Below are 16,916 nucleotides of genomic sequence, written 5' to 3'. Positions count from 1 at the left end.
TATCTTATTTTCTTAAATGGCATTAATTAACACGATTCGCGAAAAGTCGGGCGTAGCCGTGGGGGCCGTGGCCGTCGGGATGCTGCTCTTCATTGTGGGCGGCGACCTAGTGGGGGGCCGCAACCGCCTCTTCGGCCGCGATGGCCAGATGGTGGGCAAAGTGAACGGCGACAAGATTGAACTACCCGAGTTTACCGCCGCCCTCGAGCAAGCCAAGCAGAACTTTGCCAACCAGCAGGGCCGCCAGCCCGACGAGCAAGCCACTGGCTACCTGCGCGACCAAGTGTGGAACCAACTGCTTTATAAGTACGCCTACCAGCCCGAAATTGACAAGCTGGGCCTGGGCGTGAGCGACGACGAGCTGGTAGACATGGTGCAGGGCGACAACATTGACCCTTCGCTGAAGCAGTCGTTTACCGACCCCAAAACCGGCCAGTTCAATAAAGAAGCGCTACTGAGCTTCCTGCGCAACCTCAATAAAAACCCGCAGCAGGAAGCCGCTTTCATGCAGTTTGAGAACGACCTGCGCACCTTCCGGGGCCCGGTAACCAAGTTCAACGACCTGCTGAAAAACTCGGTGTACGTGACCACGGCCGAGGCTAAGGCCTTCGACAAGGCTCAGAACAGCAAGGCGAACTTCCGCTACCTGTTCGTGCCCTACACCAGCGTGTCGGACTCGGCCTTTAAGCCCACCGACGCCCAGCTGCAAGACTACCTCGACCGCCACAAGGGCCGCTATAAAGTAGAGGATGGCCGTAGCATCGAGTACATCGTGGTACCCGAAGTGGCCTCGAAGGAAGACAGCGCCGCCCTGCGCCAGAGCGTAGCCAGCCTGGCCACGCAGTTCAAAACGGCGCCCAACGACTCGCTGTTCGTGCGGGCCAACTCCGACCAGCCCTACAACCGCGCCTACCTCTCGCCTGGCGACCCTAGCTTTCCCGAGCAGCTGCGTAAGGAGCTGCCCCTAACGGTGGGCCAGGTATACGGGCCCTTCGTGAACGGCAACACCCTAGCCCTCTTTAAGGTGACGGGCGAGAAGGCGGGCGCCAAGCCGGCCGCCCGCGCCAGCCACATCCTCATCAAGCCCGACGCCCAGACGCCCCAGGCGAAAGCCGCCGCCAAGGCCAAGGCCCAGGACCTCCTGAATAAGATTAAGGGCGGCGCCGACTTTGCGGCGATGGCCCGGCAGTTTGGCAGCGACGGCACCAAGGACCAGGGCGGCGACCTCGGCTGGTTTGAGGAAGGCCGCATGGTGCCCGAGTTCAGCAAGGCCGTGTTTGCGGCCAGCAAGCCCGGCCTGCTGCCCAACCTGGTAGAAACCAACTTCGGCTACCACATCATCAAGGTAACGGCCCCGAAAACCACGAACACCTACCAGGTAGCGGCCATTACGAAAACCGTGCAACCCAGCGACGCCACCCGCGACGCCGCCTACGCCAAGGCCGAGCAGCTCTTGGCCGACGCGAATAGCCTGGAGGCCTTCCGCGCCCTGCCCACCAAGGACAAGACCCTGCAAAAGCAGGAAGCCAAGTACGTGGGCCGCGACGCGCAGAGCGTGAATAACCTGCAAAATGCGCGCGAAATTGTGCGCTGGGCGTTCGGCCTAGGCCCCGATGGGGAAACCAAGGTGGGCGACGTCAAGAAATTTGACATCGGCGACCAGCACATCATTGCCGCCCTCACCGACACCCGCACCAAGGGCACGGCCACCGTCGAGAGCGTGCGCCCCGAGCTAACCGCCCAGGTGCGCAATGAGCTGAAGGCCAAGGATATCATGGGCAAGCTGCAAGGCAAGGCCGGCACCCTGGAGGAGATGGCCAAAGCCGCCGGCCCCGGCGCCGTGGTGCAAACTGCCGATGGCGTAGCCGCCGGCCAGGGCATCATCCCGAACGTGGGCTTCGAGCCCGACGCGGTGGGCCGCGCCTTCGCCCTGAAAGCGGGCCAGAAGTCGGCCCCCATCCAGGGCGACCAGGGCGTGCTGGTGGTAGAGGGCCTGGCCGTGGCCCCGCCCGCCGCCCCCGCCGATGTGAAAGCCCTGCGCCAGCAGCTCACCCAGCAGCGCCAGCAGCGCCAGGACAACCTCACCTACGAGGCCCTGAAAGCCAATGCCAAGGTGGAAGACAACCGCGCCAGGTTCTTCTAGGAGTTAGTCGCGCTCGCCATAGCTCGCTATACAAGGATAGGTTTACCAGCCGGCCGCGCCCCTAGGGTGCGGCCGGTTGCGTTAAGGAAGGCAGGCTTTGGGGAAGTTGGCGGGGCCTAGGCCACGGAGCGACAGGCTACTGCGCGTATATTGCTTGCCTAACTAGCGCCTCCGTTCCATGCAGCCAAAAGTCACTATTTCTTTTATGCAGCGGGGCCTGCCGGGTCTGCTGTGCATCGGCCTCGGGCTGGCGCTGTGCTTCATCTTTCGGCATTCCAGCGCTTGGCCCGAGGAGTTAAAACACTTGGCCTTTCCGGTAGCGCTAGTGCTGGCGCTGGGCGGGATGCCCTTGGTTAACAGCTACGTGTACCAACGCCCCTGGTCGGCCATGCGTTCGGAGCTGCGCGGCCTGGCCACCTTGCTAGCCGGCTTGCTTGGCTGGCAGCTGTGCAGCTGGCTCGGGGCGTTGTAAGTAATCGGCTCGCTCGCCCTGAACAAAGCGGCGCAGCAATAGCGTTAGGTAGAAAACCAAGCGGGAAGAGCCGTGAACAGTATGCGTTGTACTTCCATCTTTCTACTGGCCGGCGGCCTGGCCCTGGTGGCCTCGGCGCAAGCCCAGTTTATCCCTAGGCCCCCCCAGCCCGGCAACTCCGGCGCCTGGGCGCCCGTGGATGGCGCCACGCTGGCCCGCGAGTACACCAAGCGGGGCGAGTTTGAGAAGGCCGCCTTCTTGTTTGAAAAGCTGAAAAGCGACGAGCAAACCGCGCCCGAGGTGCTGCCCAGCTACCTCGCGGCCCTGCAGGGCCTCAAGCGCTACAAGGAGGCCGAAAAGCTGCTCAAGCGCGGCCAGCGCCAGCACCCCGAAGAGGGCACCTACGGCGTGGCCCTAGGGGCGCTGTACGCCGCCAGCGGCGACCAGGCGGCCGCCGACAAGCAGTACCAAAAGGTGATTAGCCAACTGACGCCGCCGCAAGTGGCGCCGGTGGCGGCCGACTTCCAGCAGCGCGAGTTGCCGCAGTGGGCCGAGAAAACCTATCTGCGCGGCCGCGAGCTGGCCCGCAACAATACCGAGTACGCCGCCCAGCTTATCCAGTTCTACACCCAGAGTCAGCAGCAGGACAAGCTGCTCGACGAAACCCTGCGCCTGGTGGAGCGCGACCCCCAGCAACTGCCTTTCGTGCGCAACATGCTGCAAAACGCGCTGCGCGAAGAAAAGGATTTTGACACGCTGGAAAAGCTGCTGGTAGGCAAGGTGCAAGCTCAGCCCGACCAGCAAGCCTACAGCGAGCTGCTGTTGTGGCTGCAAGTGCAGCGCCACGATTTTGCGGGCGCGCTGGTGCAGGCCCGCGCCCTCGACCGCCGCGCCGAGGCGCAGGGGGCTAGGGTGCTGGCGCTGGCCGGCATCGCGCAGCGCAATCGCGACTACGCTACCGCCGTGGCCGCCTGCGAATATGTGTTGCGCGAGTACCGCACCGGCCCCTTCTACGGCCGCGCCCGCCAGCTGCTGCTCGAGGCCCGCGAAGCCCAGGTGCGCGATACCTACCCCGTGGACCAGGCCCAGCTGCGCGCCCTGGCCGCCGACTACGCCGCCCTGGTTACCGAGCTGGGCTCGACGCCCGATGCGGCCCCGGTGCTGAACCGTCTGGCCCAGCTCTACGCCTTTCAGCTCGACGACCAGCCTAGGGCCGTGCCGCTGCTGGAGCGCGTGATAGCCATGCCCCGCGCCGCGCCCGAGGCCGTGGCCGAGGCCAAGCTGGCGCTCGGCGATATTGACCTGCTGAAGGGCGAGCCCTGGGAGGCCACGCTGCTGTATTCGCAGGTAGAAAAGGCTAACCCTGAGGCGGCTATCGGGCAGGAAGCCAAGCTGCGCAACGCACGCTTGAGCTACTTTGCCGGCGACTTTAAGCTGGCCAAGAGCCACTTGGATATTCTGAAGGAAGCCACCACCCGCGAAATCGCCAACGACGCCATGCAGCTTTCGCTGCTTATCCAAGAAGGGCTGGCGGTGGATACCCTAGGGCTGGCCCTAAAGGACTACGCCGCCGTGGAGGCGCTGGTGTTTCGCAACCAGTTGCCGCAGGCCATCACGGGCCTCGATGCGCTGCTGGCCCGCTACCCCGGCCATACCATCGCCGACGATGCCTTGCTGCTGAAGGCCCGCCTGCAGCGCCGCACCGGGGCCTACGCCGCCGCCGCCGCCACCCTGGGGCAAATTACCAGCAACCCCAAGTACGACGTGCTGAGCGACGACGCCTTGTTTTTGCTGGCCGAAATTGAGGAGCAGAACCTGGGCGACAAGGCCAAGGCGCAGGAGCACTACCAGCAGGTGCTAACTAAGTATCCCGGCAGCATTTACGTGGCGGAGGCCCGCAAGCGCTTCCGCCACCTGCGCGGCGACGCGGTGCAGTAGCGCGCAGGGCGGCTGGCCGCCGCAGTAGCAGTAGCCGGGGTGTCTAGGGCCCCTAGCGGAAAAAAAGGAACAGTAAAGCCAGCACCACAATGAAGACCAAGTACATCAGTGCATCGGTGGAAACGTACTGACGGTAACGCTGATAGAACTCGCGGAGGGGACGCATGGGGCGGACGGAAACGGGAGCCGAAGGTACGGCGGGTAATTATGCCGTAATTTTGAGGTTATTCCTACGTTAACCCTATCTATGTCTGTTATTCCGCTTAAGCAATGGGTATTTGCTCCTGACCCGGCTCCCGAGGCAGTGGCCACGCTAACGCGGACGCTGCCCATTGGGCCGGTGCTGGCTCGCCTGCTGGCCCAGCGCGGCATCGAAACGGCCGCCGCCGCCCAGGCTTTCTTCGACCCTAAGCTGACCGACCTGCCTTCGCCCTGGCTGATGTGCGACATGGATGTGGCCATTGCCCGCCTGCGCCGCGCCCTGGAAGAAGGCGAGAAAGTGCTGGTGCTGGGCGACTACGATGTGGACGGCATTACGTCGGTGGCGCTGGTGGTGAGCTACTTGCGCCCCCTGGCCGACGCCCCCGGCACGCCCGAGGAGCTAAGCCGCCTGCAGCCCTACATCCCCGACCGCCACCGCGAGGGCTACGGCATCTCGATGCAGGCCGTGGACTTTGCCAAGGAGCACGGCTTTAGCTTGGTCGTGACGCTCGACTGCGGCATCAAGGCCCTGGAGCAAGTGGCCTATGCCAATACGCAGGGGGTCGACTTTATTGTGTGCGACCACCACCTGCCCGGCGAGGAGTTGCCCGCCGCCCTGGCCGTGCTCGACCCCAAGCGCCCCGACTGCCACTACCCGTACCCCGATTTGTCGGGCTGCGGCGTGGGCTTCAAGCTGATGCAGGCCCTGACCGAGCAGCTCGACCTCCCCCTAGCCCCCCTCTACGCCCAGCTCGACCTGGTAGCCGTGAGCATTGCCGCCGACGTGGTGCCCGTGACGGGTGAAAACCGCATTCTGGCCGCCCACGGCCTGCGCCGCTTCAACGTAACCCAGGCCGCCGCCTTCGCACCCGCCGAGCCCCAGGCCTACACCGCCGCCGACACCCTCGACGGGCCGGTGCCGCTGCACCTGGCGCCCCCTAGCCCCCCCGACGGCCTGCGCCCCGGCCTGGCCGCGCTGCACGAGCTGGCCGCGCCGCGCCAGGGGCCGCTCAGCCTCAGCTCGCTGGTGTTTGGCTTTGCGCCGCGCATCAACGCGGCCGGGCGCATGGGCGACGCCCACCGCGCCGTGAACATGCTGCTGGCCCCCACCCAGCAAGAGGCCCGCTACACGGCCGAAGTAGTGGACCACATGAATCAGGAGCGCCGCCTCTCGGACGCGCGCACCACCCAGGAGGCGCTGGCCATGATTGAGGCCGACCCCCTAGGGGCTACCGCGCCGGCCACCGTGCTCTACCAGCCGCACTGGCCGCAGGGAGTGCTAGGCATCGTGGCCTCGCGCTGCCTCGACCAGTACTACCGCCCCACCGTCATCCTCACCGAGCGCGACGGCCTGGCTACCGGCTCGGCCCGCTCGGTGGCCGGCTTCGACGTGCACGAGGTGCTGGAGGCCTGCGCCCCGCTGCTGCGCCAGTTTGGGGGCCACAAGGCGGCGGCGGGCCTGGCCCTGCCCATCGAAAACGTGGAGGCTTTTCGCGAGCAGTTTATGCGCGAGGTGGCCGCCCGGCAGCCCGCCGGCCAGCGCCCCGTGCGCCCCATCGATGTGGATGGCTGGCTCGATTTGCGGCAGCTGACGGAGGAGTTTTTGCACGAGATGAGCCAGCTCGAACCCTTTGGGCCCGGCAACCCGCAGCCCATTTTCGCCAGCACCGACCTGCGCGCCGTGCCCGGCTCGGTGCGGCCCGTGGGCGTGGCCGGCCACCTCAAAATGCGTCTCACCCAGCCCCAGCAGTCACCAGGCCTGGTGGTGGAGGCCATCGGCTTTGGCCTAGGCCACTACCTGCCTAGGCTGCTCGACAACCCGGATGCCATTCTGGAGTCATGTTACATGCTGGAAATGAATGAGTTTCGCGGTAGTCGCACGCTGCAGCTGCGCCTAATGGACTTGCGTTGGAAAGAGTAAATGAGCAAGTGAGTAACTGCGTAAAGTAGTCGGTAGGTAAACGCCCCTGGCAACGGGCCGTATTCCAGCTACTTTATTCACTCGCTCATTTACCGCATGCGCTACGTTTCCATTGACCTCGAAATGAGCGGCCCCGACCCCTTGCGCCACCAGGTGCTGGAACTGGCCGCCGTAGTGGAGGATACCCGCCGCACGTCTGCCACCCCCCTAGGGGAGCTGCCGGCCTTTCGCCGCGCCCTGCGCCACCCCGAAATCTGCGGTACGGCCGGGGCGCTGGCCCTGAACGCGGGCCTGCTAGCCGAGCTGGCCGATAAAAACAAGCGCGACGCGCCCGACATCTGCCGCCCCGACGAGGTGCTGCCGCAGCTGCGCGAGTTTTTGCTAGCCAATGGCTTCAAGCCCAATAAGAAAGACTGCGTGAGCGTAGTGATGGCTGGCAAGAACGTGGCCACCTTCGACCTACTTTTCCTGCGCGAGCTGCCCGGCTGGGGCACCCTGGTCCGGTCCGAGCCGGCCACCCTCGACCCCGCGGCTTTTTATCTCAATTGGCAGAAGGACTCGCGCTTGCCCACCATGCTCATCTGCCAGGCCCGCGCCGGCCAGGCCGAGCCCCACGTGGCCCACCAGGCCCTGGCCGATGCCTTGGAAGTGGTGCGCTTGCTGCGGCCATTCTACGACAAGCCCTTCTACAAGGAGGTGCAGCTCGGTGCAGATGGCGCCTAAAAAAGGCGGCCGAGCCACGTAAGCTCAACCGCCTTTTAGCTACGTGTCAGGGCTGCGGGGCCTGCCGCTACCAGCTGCCGCTGGCGCCGCCGCCGCCGCTGCTGCCCCCGCCAAAGCCGCCGAAGCCGCCTCCTCCTCCGCCGCCCCCCCAGCCGCCGCCGCCACCGCCAAACACACCGCGGCCGCCCGAGAAGTCGCCGAAGATGATGGGCGGCACGAAGCCGCCGCCAATACCGCCGCGCCCGCCCCGGCCCCCGCCGCCCCGCGAGCGGAATAGAAATACCAGCACCAGCACGCCAATAATCAGCCAGAAGCCCCAGCCGGAGCCGGAGTTATCGCGGCGGCCACGGGCTTGCTCGGGGTCGGCCTTGTATTCGCCCTTTAGCAGCTTAAACAGGTCGTCGGTGGCCTCGTCGAGGCCCTGGTAGTACTGCTGCTGCTGAAAGGCGTGCTTGAGGCGATAGTTAATAATACGTTTGGCCAGGGCGTCGGGCACGGCACCTTCCATGCCCGAGCCGGTTTGGATGCGGGCCTGCCGGTCTTGCAGCGCCACCAGCAGCAAAATGCCGTTGTTTTTGCCCTTTTGCCCGATGCCCCAATCCTGAAACAGCTTCTGGGCGTAGCTGAAAATGTCGCTGTTGCCCAGCGAAGGCACCGTCACGATGGCGATTTGTGACGAGGTGCTGTCGTTATAGGCCACCAGCTTTTGCTCCAGCGCCGCCACCTGGTCGGGCTGCAGCATGCCGGCCAGGTCGTTTACCAGCTTGGGCGGGTCGGGGCGCGGTGGCACCTGCTGGGCCTGCGCTGCCCCTAGGGCCAGCAGCCACAGCAAAGCCAGTAGCCAGCCGCCCAGCCAGCTAGGGCGCAGCCAAAGCCAGCCCCTGGGGGGGGCGGGTACCAAACGCGGCGCGTCAATCATGAGCGAGTGGGGCTAGGGGCGTCGTCGCCGTAAGAAATGTCGTCGGATAGCTCGTTCACGTCGGTGGCCGCGTCGTAGGGATAAAACTGGCGCAGCTGCTCGCCCACCAGCCGGATGCCGTGGTCGAGCCCCGCCACGTACTTCTCCTGCCGAAAGTCGTCGAGCACTGTTTCCTTCACCGCCTCCCAAAACTCGTCGGGCACCGCCGCATTAATGCCCGCATCGCCAATGACGGCGAACTGCCGCGTTTGCCAGGCCAGGTAAAATAGCACGCCGTTGCGCAGCTTGGTTTGGTGCATCTTCAGCTCGGCAAATACCTGGGCGGCCCGGTCGAGAGGCTCGGGCGTGGGGCAGCGGTCCTCGATGTGCAGCCGGATTTCGCCCGAAGTCCGCAGCTCGGCCTGCTTGATGGCGGCAACCAGCGTCGCCTCCTGGGCGGCGGTAAGCGGGTGGGTCATGGGAAGGATAAGAAAAAGCTAGGGGCGCGACGGGCATTAGGGGCCCGCCGCGCCCCTAGGGCCTTTAAAACTGACCGTTGCCGTTGCTAGCGTTATTGCTCGGGCTGGAACTGGTGTTGGGGGCGCTCGAAGTGCCCTTGTTGCCCATGTCGCCAAAATCAACCTTGGGCGCGTCCTTGGCCGAGGCGTCGGCCTCAAAATAGCCCTTGGGCGGGAAGCCGAACATGCCCGCAAACAGGTTGTTGGGGAACGAGCGCGTGAAGGTGTTGTAGTCGTTCACCGAGGAGTTGAAGTTGTCGCGGGCCACGTTGATGCGGTTTTCGGTGCCCTCAATCTGGGCCTGCAACTCCTGGAAATTCTCGTTGGCTTTCAGCTGCGGGTAGTTTTCGGCCACGGCCAGCAGGCGCCCCAGGCCCTGCGTCAGCTGCCCTTGCGCGGCCTGGAATTTCTGAATGTTTTCGGGCGTCAGGTTGTCGGCCGAGATATTGACGCTGGTGGCCTTGGCCCGCGCTTCCACCACGCCTTCCAGGGTCGATTGTTCGAAATTGGCAGCCCCTTTTACCGTGTTTACGAGGTTCGGAATCAGGTCGGCGCGGCGCTGGTAGGCGCTTTGCACGTTGGCCCACTGGGTTTTAACAGCCTGGTCACGCTGCACCATGCCGTTGTAGCCGCACGAGGACTGCGAAATCAGCGTCACGAGAGCCGCGAAGTAAAGGAGAAGACGTTTCATAATCCGATGAAAGAAAGAAATTGAGGGATGAGAGCCAACTTCGCGGCGCGAGCCTGGTTAAACCCGGCCGCGAGTCGGCGCAAAGTACGCAGACTAATACGCGCGGTTGAGTAGCTTGGCCGGTCCGTTTGTGTTTCGCTCGTAAAATCCGCTTCCCGTGAAAGCCATTATCCCCGTTGCCGGCATCGGCTCGCGCCTGCGCCCCCACACCCACACCCAGCCCAAAAGCCTGGTGCCGGTGGCCGGCAATACCATTCTGGGCCACATCATCGACCGGCTGCGCGGGGCAGGCCTCACCGAGTTTGTGTTCGTGATTGGCTACCTGGGCGAAAAAGTAGAGCGCTACGTGCGCCTGCACTACCCCGACCTCAACGCCACCTTCGTGGTGCAGGAGCCGCGCGAGGGCCTAGGGCACGCCCTGTACCTGGCCCGCGACACGTTTCGCCACGACCCCGACGGCGTGCTCATCCTGCTGGGTGATACCATCGTGGACGTGGACCTGCCCGCGTTGCTGCGCCAGCCCGGCACGGTGCTGGCCGTGAAAGAAGTGAAAACCCCCAGTTTGTTTGGCCTGGTCGAAACCGACGCCGCCGGCCAGGTCAGCCGCGTGGTCGAGAAGCCGCGCATCCCCAAGAGCAACTACGCGCTGGTGGGCCTCTATAAAATTGCCGACGCCGAAAAGCTAGCCGAAGCCCTGGAGTGGCTCATTGCCAGCGGCACCCGCACCCACGAGGAGTTTCAGCTCACCGACGCGCTCATGCACCTGATTGAGCAGGGCGAGCCCATGCGCACCGCCGCCGTGGACAACTGGTTTGACTGCGGCCGCAAGGAAACCCTGCTCGAAGCCAACGCCCGCCTGCTCGACGCGCCCGAGTTTCGGACCGTGCCTGCCCACCCCGACTTTCCCAATACCGTTATCATCCCGCCCGTGAGCATCGGCGCGGGCTGCCGCATCGAGCACTCGATTATCGGCCCGCACGTGGCCATCGGCGACCGCACTATCATCCGGCACACTATCGTCAGCGACAGCATCATCGGCTCGTACTCCGAGCTAAGCTCGGCCGTGATGAGCGACTGCATCGTGGGTTCCGACGCCTCCTTCCGCGGTCTCAACCACAGCCTTAACCTGGGCGATAATACCGACATCGACTATCAGCAGAGCAAGTAAAGAACTAAAGAACGTCATTCCGAGCCCGCGAGGAATCTCGCCCGCGTCGCCTAGGGGTCGTGTGGGCGACAACCAACCGGCGCGAGCGAGATTCCTCGCGGGCTCGGAATGACGTTCTTTAGTTCTTTAACTGCCCCTAGGCTTCCACCACCACGTTATCAATCAGTCGCACGCCGTCCAAAAACGCGGCCACGCACAGCACCACGGCGCGGCCGGGCGCATAGGCGGCCAGCGGCTGCAAGGTTTGCGCGTCGGCTACTTCGAAGTATTCGGGGGTAAATGCCTTTTCGGCCGCTAGCGTCCCTAGGGCCTGTTGCTGCACTAAGGCCGGTGCCACGCCCTGGCGCACCTGCTGGGCCGCCGCCTGCAGGGTTTGGTAGAGGAAGGGGGCTAGGGCCCGCGCCTCAGGCCCCAAGCGGCGGTTGCGCGACGACATGGCCAGCCCGTCGGTTTCGCGCACGGTAGGGCACACTACCAGCTCCAAGTCAAAGCTAAGGTCGGCAATGAGCTGGCGCACAATAGCTACCTGCTGAAAGTCCTTTTGCCCGAAGTACACCGCGTGCGGCCGGGCCTGGTGAAACAGCTTGCTTACCACTGTGGCTACGCCGTTGAAATGGCCGGGGCGGTGGGCGCCCTCCATCACGCTCTCCAGCGCGCCAAAGTCGAAGCGCAGCACCGTGGGCTGCGGGTACATGTCGGCCACCGAGGGCAGAAACAAGGCCGTGCAGCCCGCCGGCGCCAGCAGGGCCGCGTCTTGCTCGGGCACCCTAGGGTAAAGGCGTAAATCCTCAGGATTGTTGAACTGGGTGGGGTTGACGAAGATGCTGACCAATACCTCGTCGCACTCGGCGGCCGCGGCCTGCACCAACTGCAAATGCCCGGCGTGCAGCGCCCCCATGGTGGGTATCAGCCCTAGGCGGCGGCCGGCGCAACGCGCTTGCTCGGTGTAGCTCCGCCACTCGGTGGCGGATGTAAAATTTAGCATTTTAGTTGAGCTTCAAACGAATAGGGTTAAGCGAATTTTGTTGCAAATACACGAAAAAATGCGTAATTTTGTGGAGCCAAACTATGGCCCGTTCTCAACCCATTAGCCAGCCCCCCCATGTCGAAGTTGCGCATCCTGTACGCGGCCACCGAGATTGACCCCTTTCTCCACACCACGAAAGTAGCGGAGTTGCTGCGCCGCCTGCCCGCTGCTATGCAGGAGAGCGGGGCCGAGGTGCGCATCTTCGTGCCGCGCTTTGGCATTATCAACGAGCGCAAGAACCGCCTGCACGAGGTAGTGCGCCTTTCGGGCATCAATATTGCCGTGGGCGACGACGAAAAGCCGCTGGTTATCAAAGTAGCCTCCATTCCGACCGCGAAGCTACAGGTTTACTTTATCGACAACGAGGATTACTTCCACCGCAAGTCGGCCCTGGTTGATAAAAACGACAAGTTCTACACTGATAACGACGAGCGCGCCATCTTTTTCTGCAAGGGCGTACTTGAAACCGTGAAGAAGCTCGGCTGGCAGCCCGACATCGTGCACTGCAACGACTGGATGACTTCGCTTATCCCGCTGTACCTGAAAACGACGTACAAGAAGGACCCGGTATTCAAGGATGCCAAGTCGGTTTTCACGGTCTACAACAACGAGTTCATGGACAAGTTTGAGGGCAACCTGGTGGAAAAAGCCAAGATGCTCGACATCGACGACCAGATGCTGACTTCGTTGCAAACCGCCGATTTTTCGGGCTTCGTGAAGATGGGCATGGACTACGCCGACACCGTGGTGCGCTCCGACGAGGACTTCTCCGACAACCTCAACGGCTTGTTCAGCGAGTACGCCTCGCGCAAGAGCCTGCCCCAGGTGGCTACCGACGAAAATCTGCTTTCGTCGTACCAGGCACTTTATAACGAACTGGCCAATTAGTAGTTAGCTAGCTGCTAAGAAACTGCGGAGTGCCGTAACTTTGCCGTTCCCTTTCCGGCCGCTGGCCTCGCCTTGGGCGGGGCTAGCGGCCGGAACTGTTTTGCGCCAGTTGGTGCAGCGGCATTTCCCGCCGCCTACCCGTAAATTGCTTCACTATTTGGCCGCAAATTATTTGAGGCTGTTACCAGTTATTTTCTAACTCTTTTTAATCCTACTGCACATGTGCGGCATCGTTGCGTATCTAGGCCATCGGGAGGCCTGTCCTATTATTTTAAAAGGCCTGCATCGGCTCGAATACCGCGGCTACGACTCAGCCGGCGTGGCCCTGCTCAATGGCGCGCTGAACGTATATAAGAAGAAGGGCAAAGTGGCCGAGCTGGAAAACTTTCTAGCCTCGAAAGACACGCACGCAACGGTGGGCATGGGCCACACCCGCTGGGCCACCCACGGTGAGCCCAACGACGTGAACGCGCACCCGCACTACTCTACCTCCGAGCGTATTGCCATCATCCACAACGGCATTATCGAAAACTACGCGGCGCTCAAAACGCACTTGCAGCAGCAGGGCCACGTGTTTCAGTCGGATACCGATACGGAGGTATTCGTCAACCTGATTGAGGAAATTCAGAAGCAGAACGACTGCACGCTGGAGGAAGCTGTGCGCTTGGCCCTGCACGAAGTAATCGGCGCCTACGCCATTGTGGTGCTGAGCAAGGATGCGCCCAACCAGTTGATTGCGGCCCGCAAAGGCTCGCCGCTGGTAATTGGCATTGGCGAAGGCGAGTTCTTCGTGGCTTCCGACGCCACGCCCATCATCGAATACACCAACGAGGTGGTGTATGTGAACGACTACGAGCTGGCCGTTATCCGCGACGGGCAGCTCACCATTCGCTCGCGCGAGGACGTGACGCAGACGCCCTACATTCAGCGCCTAGAGTTGGAGCTGGATAGCATTGAGAAAGGTGGCTACGAGCACTTTATGCTCAAGGAGATTTTTGAGCAGCCCCGCTCCATCCTCGATTCGATGCGGGGGCGCCTGGAGCTGGGGGGCAGCCACCTGAACATGGCCGGCTTCCGCGCCTACGAGCAGAAGTTTGTGAATGCCCAGCGCATCATCATCGTGGCCTGCGGCACCTCCTGGCACGCCGGGCTGGTGGCTGAGTACCTGATTGAGGACCTGGCGCGCCTGCCCGTGGAGGTGGAGTACGCCTCGGAATTCCGCTACCGCAACCCGGTTATCTCGGAGCGCGACATCGTGATTGCCATCTCGCAGAGCGGCGAAACGGCCGATACCCTAGCTGCCCTGGAGCTGGCCAAGAGCAAAGGCGCCACCATCTTCGGCATTTGCAACGTGGTAGGCAGCAGCATCGCGCGCGCCACCGACGCCGGCGCCTACACCCACGCCGGCCCCGAGATTGGGGTAGCGAGCACCAAGGCGTTCACGGCCCAGGTGACGGTGCTCACGCTGCTGGCCATGTGCATCGGCCAGCGCCGCGGCACCATCCCAGAAACTAAGCTGCGCGAGCTAACTGCCGAGCTGCACAACATCCCCACTAAGGTGGAGAAGGCGCTAGAGCTGGATACCGAAATTCGGCAGATTTCGGAAATCTTCAAGGACGTGCCCAACTTCCTGTACCTGGGCCGCGGCTACAACTTCCCGGTGGCCCTAGAAGGCGCGCTCAAGCTCAAGGAAATCAGCTATATCCACGCCGAGGGCTATCCGGCGGCCGAGATGAAGCACGGCCCTATCGCCCTCATCGACGAGAACATGCCGGTAGTCGTTATCGCCACCAAGGACAGCTCGTACGAGAAGGTGGTGAGCAACATTCAGGAAGTGAAAGCCCGCAAGGGCCGCATTATCGCGGTGGTAACGGAGGGCGACACCGTGATTCCGGCGATGGCCGAGTTTGTCATTGAGGTGCCCCACACGTCCGAAATCCTGATGCCCCTGGTGTCGGTGGTACCGCTGCAGCTGCTCAGCTACCACATTGCCGTGCTGCGCGGCTGCAACGTTGACCAGCCCCGCAACCTGGCTAAATCGGTGACGGTGGAATAATAAGAAATGTGAAGATGTAGAAATGGGGGAGATGTGAAAATTGGCTAAGCAAGTCAGTTTTCACATCTCCCCCATTTTTGCATTTCTATTACGTCCCTTTTTACATTTTCCACATTTGCACATTCAAAAACATGCCCCACCAAATCATCCTCACCGACCAGGCTCCGGCGCCCATTGGCCCCTACTCGCAAGCCGTGAAGGCGGGCGCTACCGTGTACGTATCGGGCCAGATACCACTTGATGCGCAGGGCCAGCTGGTAGGCGACGGCGACGTGGCCGCGCAAACCCACCAGGTATTGAAGAACCTGACAGCCGTGCTGGCGGCCGCGGGCCTAGGGCTGCCCGACGTAGTAAAGTGTTCCATCTTCGTGAAGGACCTGGGCAACTTTGCCACCATCAACCAGGTGTATGGCTCGTATTTCGAGGAAGCTACGGCGCCGGCCCGCGAAACCGTGGAAGTAGCCCGCCTGCCGCGCGACGTGCAGGTGGAAATTTCGTGCATCGCAGTGGAGCAGTAGCGGTAAAATAGTGAGGTGGTGAGTTAATCTATTTAAAGCTCACCACCTCACCATTTCACTACTGCCTACCTTTGCGGCATTATGAGTGAAAGACCTGTTCGGGTGCGCTTTGCACCCTCGCCGACGGGGCCGCTGCACATTGGCGGCGTGCGCACGGCCTTGTATAACTACCTGCTGGCCCGCAAGCTGGGCGGCACTATGATACTGCGCATCGAGGACACCGACCAGAACCGGTTTGTGCCCGGCGCCGAGGACTACATTCGCCAGAGCCTGGAGTGGGTGGGCATTGAGCTGGACGAGAGCCCCTGGAAGGGCGGCCCGCATGCCCCCTACCGCCAAAGCGAGCGCAAGCCCATCTACCGCGAATACGCCGACCAGCTCATCCGCGACGGCTACGCCTACTACGCCTTCGACACGCCCGAGGAGCTGGACGCCATGCGCGAGCGCCTGCAAGCCGCCAAGGTGCCCAACCCGCAGTACAACAGCATCACGCGCACCCAGATGCGCAACTCACTGACCCTGCCCGAAAACGAAACCCAGGCCCTGCTCGACGCGGGGGCGCCCTACGTTATTCGCCTCAAGGTGCCGCGCAAGGAAGAAATCCGCTTCCAGGACCTGATTCGGGGCTGGGTGGTGGTGCATTCGAGCGCCGTGGACGACAAGGTGCTGATGAAGTCGGACGGCATGCCGACCTACCACCTAGCCAACATCGTGGACGACCACCTGATGGAAATTTCCCACGTGATTCGGGGCGAGGAGTGGCTGCCCTCGGCGCCGCTGCACGTGCTGCTGTACCGCTACCTGGGCTGGGAAAAGACCATGCCGCAGTTCGCCCACCTGCCGCTGCTGCTTAAGCCCGACGGCACGGGCAAGCTCAGCAAGCGCGACGGCGACCGCCTGGGCTTCCCGGTGTTTGCGCTGGAGTGGCACGGCACCGACCCCGAAACCGGCGAGCCCACCGTGAGCCGCGGCTACCGCGAAGATGGCTACCTGCCCGAGGCGCTGGTCAATTTTCTGGCTTTCCTAGGATGGAACCCCGGCACCAGCCAGGAGATTTTCTCAATGCCCGAGTTGATTGAGGCCTTCTCGATTGACCGCGTGAGCAAGTCGCCGGCCAAGTTTGATGTGGCCAAGGCCAAATGGTACAACGAGCACTACCTGCGCGCCAAGCCCGACGCCGAGCTGGCGCCCTACCTGCTAGCGGCCCTAGGGGAGCACGGCATCGAGTGCAGTGCGGAAAAGGCCGCGCAGGTAGTGGGCGTGATGAAGGAGCGCGTGAGCTTCCCGCAGGATTTTTGGCAGGAAGCCAAGTACTTCTTTGAAGCGCCGACTGAGTACGACCAGGCGGTAATTGCCAAGAAGTGGAACGCGCAGGTTTCGGCGGCCCTAGGGGCCTACGCCGACGCCCTGCCCGCCGACTCGGAGCCCAGCGCCAACGCCGAGGTGCTTAAAAGTATTTTCAACCAAACCATGGAAGCCCAGGGCCTCAAGCCCGGCCAGGTGCTACAGGCCTTGCGCGTGGCCGTGACGGGCGCCGGCGCCGGCCCCGACCTGTTCGAAACGCTGGCCATTCTGGGTACCGGGGAGGTGGCCCAGCGCCTGCGCGCAGCGCGCGAGCGCCTAGGGTAGCTTGGGCTACTAAGGGCTTTTGGCAGCCTATCCATACGCAAAAAGCCGCGCTCGGACACTCGAGGGCGGCTTTTTGCGTATGCACGGCAGTTGCTCCTTATTGATGACTACTACCCTTACCTTAC

The 16,916-nt window shown here is 63.0% G+C and carries 14 protein-coding genes; 10 read left to right on the top strand and 4 right to left on the bottom strand.

What is annotated here, in order from left to right; genetic code table 11:
• The first annotated feature begins 16 nt into the window (after positions 1–16).
• From HHL22_RS16870 to HHL22_RS16850, 5 genes are all read left to right on the top strand, one after another.
• Positions 17–2,143 carry a peptidylprolyl isomerase gene (locus HHL22_RS16870; protein WP_169532589.1) on the top strand — a complete coding sequence of 709 codons (2,127 nt, stop codon included), beginning with the start codon at positions 17–19 and terminating at the stop codon, positions 2,141–2,143.
• Between the two features lie 178 nt (positions 2,144–2,321).
• The gene (locus HHL22_RS16865) at positions 2,322–2,615 is read left to right on the top strand and encodes a hypothetical protein (RefSeq protein ID WP_169532588.1); all 294 of its coding nucleotides are present in this window, start codon (positions 2,322–2,324) and stop codon (positions 2,613–2,615) included.
• A gap of 81 nt (positions 2,616–2,696) precedes the next feature.
• Complete coding sequence (locus HHL22_RS16860; protein ID WP_169532587.1) at positions 2,697–4,553, top strand: tetratricopeptide repeat protein; 1,857 nt, start codon at positions 2,697–2,699, stop codon at positions 4,551–4,553.
• 247 nt (positions 4,554–4,800) lie between these two features.
• The gene (gene recJ, locus HHL22_RS16855; RefSeq protein WP_169532586.1) at positions 4,801–6,675 is read left to right on the top strand and encodes a single-stranded-DNA-specific exonuclease RecJ; all 1,875 of its coding nucleotides are present in this window, start codon (positions 4,801–4,803) and stop codon (positions 6,673–6,675) included.
• A gap of 96 nt (positions 6,676–6,771) precedes the next feature.
• The gene (locus HHL22_RS16850) at positions 6,772–7,398 is read left to right on the top strand and encodes a 3'-5' exonuclease family protein (RefSeq protein WP_169532585.1); all 627 of its coding nucleotides are present in this window, start codon (positions 6,772–6,774) and stop codon (positions 7,396–7,398) included.
• 67 nt (positions 7,399–7,465) lie between these two features.
• Here the strand turns inward: HHL22_RS16850 and HHL22_RS24260 are convergent, their stop codons facing one another.
• The 3 genes from HHL22_RS24260 to HHL22_RS16835 form a co-directional block, all read right to left on the bottom strand.
• A complete protein-coding gene (locus HHL22_RS24260; protein ID WP_169532584.1) occupies positions 7,466–8,317 on the bottom strand; it encodes a TPM domain-containing protein in 852 nt (283 codons plus the stop codon).
• Positions 8,314–8,775: a TPM domain-containing protein gene (locus HHL22_RS16840; protein WP_169532583.1), complete on the bottom strand. Its 462-nt coding sequence runs from the start codon at positions 8,773–8,775 to the stop codon at positions 8,314–8,316. Before HHL22_RS16840 ends, HHL22_RS24260 begins: the two co-directional genes overlap by 4 nt.
• Before the next feature lie 64 nt (positions 8,776–8,839).
• Entirely contained in the window at positions 8,840–9,505 is a 666-nt protein-coding gene (locus HHL22_RS16835) for a LemA family protein (RefSeq protein ID WP_169532582.1), read from the bottom strand.
• A gap of 157 nt (positions 9,506–9,662) precedes the next feature.
• On the opposite strand from HHL22_RS16835, the gene HHL22_RS16830 reads away from it, so the two are divergent.
• Positions 9,663–10,673, top strand: coding sequence for a sugar phosphate nucleotidyltransferase (locus tag HHL22_RS16830; RefSeq protein WP_169532581.1), 1,011 nt, complete (start codon positions 9,663–9,665; stop codon positions 10,671–10,673).
• Positions 10,674–10,809: 136 nt separating this feature from the next.
• Here HHL22_RS16830 and panC read toward each other — a convergent pair whose 3' ends face one another.
• A complete protein-coding gene (gene panC / locus HHL22_RS16825; RefSeq protein WP_169532580.1) occupies positions 10,810–11,658 on the bottom strand; it encodes a pantoate--beta-alanine ligase in 849 nt (282 codons plus the stop codon).
• A gap of 117 nt (positions 11,659–11,775) precedes the next feature.
• On the opposite strand from panC, the gene HHL22_RS16820 reads away from it, so the two are divergent.
• The 4 genes from HHL22_RS16820 to gltX all read left to right on the top strand — a co-directional run bounded on the left by HHL22_RS16820 (position 11,776) and on the right by gltX (position 16,791).
• A complete protein-coding gene (locus tag HHL22_RS16820; RefSeq protein WP_169532579.1) occupies positions 11,776–12,588 on the top strand; it encodes a glycogen/starch synthase in 813 nt (270 codons plus the stop codon).
• Between the two features lie 220 nt (positions 12,589–12,808).
• A complete protein-coding gene (glmS, locus tag HHL22_RS16815) occupies positions 12,809–14,644 on the top strand; it encodes a glutamine--fructose-6-phosphate transaminase (isomerizing) (RefSeq protein WP_169532578.1) in 1,836 nt (611 codons plus the stop codon).
• A 131-nt stretch (positions 14,645–14,775) separates the two neighbouring features.
• Positions 14,776–15,162, top strand: a complete 387-nt coding sequence (locus tag HHL22_RS16810; protein ID WP_169532577.1) for a RidA family protein — start codon at positions 14,776–14,778, stop codon at positions 15,160–15,162.
• An 81-nt stretch (positions 15,163–15,243) separates the two neighbouring features.
• On the top strand, positions 15,244–16,791 hold the full coding sequence (gene gltX, locus HHL22_RS16805; protein WP_169532576.1) for a glutamate--tRNA ligase: 1,548 nt from the start codon (positions 15,244–15,246) through the stop codon (positions 16,789–16,791).
• Positions 16,792–16,916: the final 125 nt, after the last annotated feature.

Source organism: Hymenobacter polaris, from assembly GCF_012927305.1.
Taxonomy (GTDB): domain Bacteria; phylum Bacteroidota; class Bacteroidia; order Cytophagales; family Hymenobacteraceae; genus Hymenobacter; species Hymenobacter polaris.
Note: the sequence above shows the minus strand (reverse complement) of the source record. Positions and strands in the feature narration are given on the sequence as shown.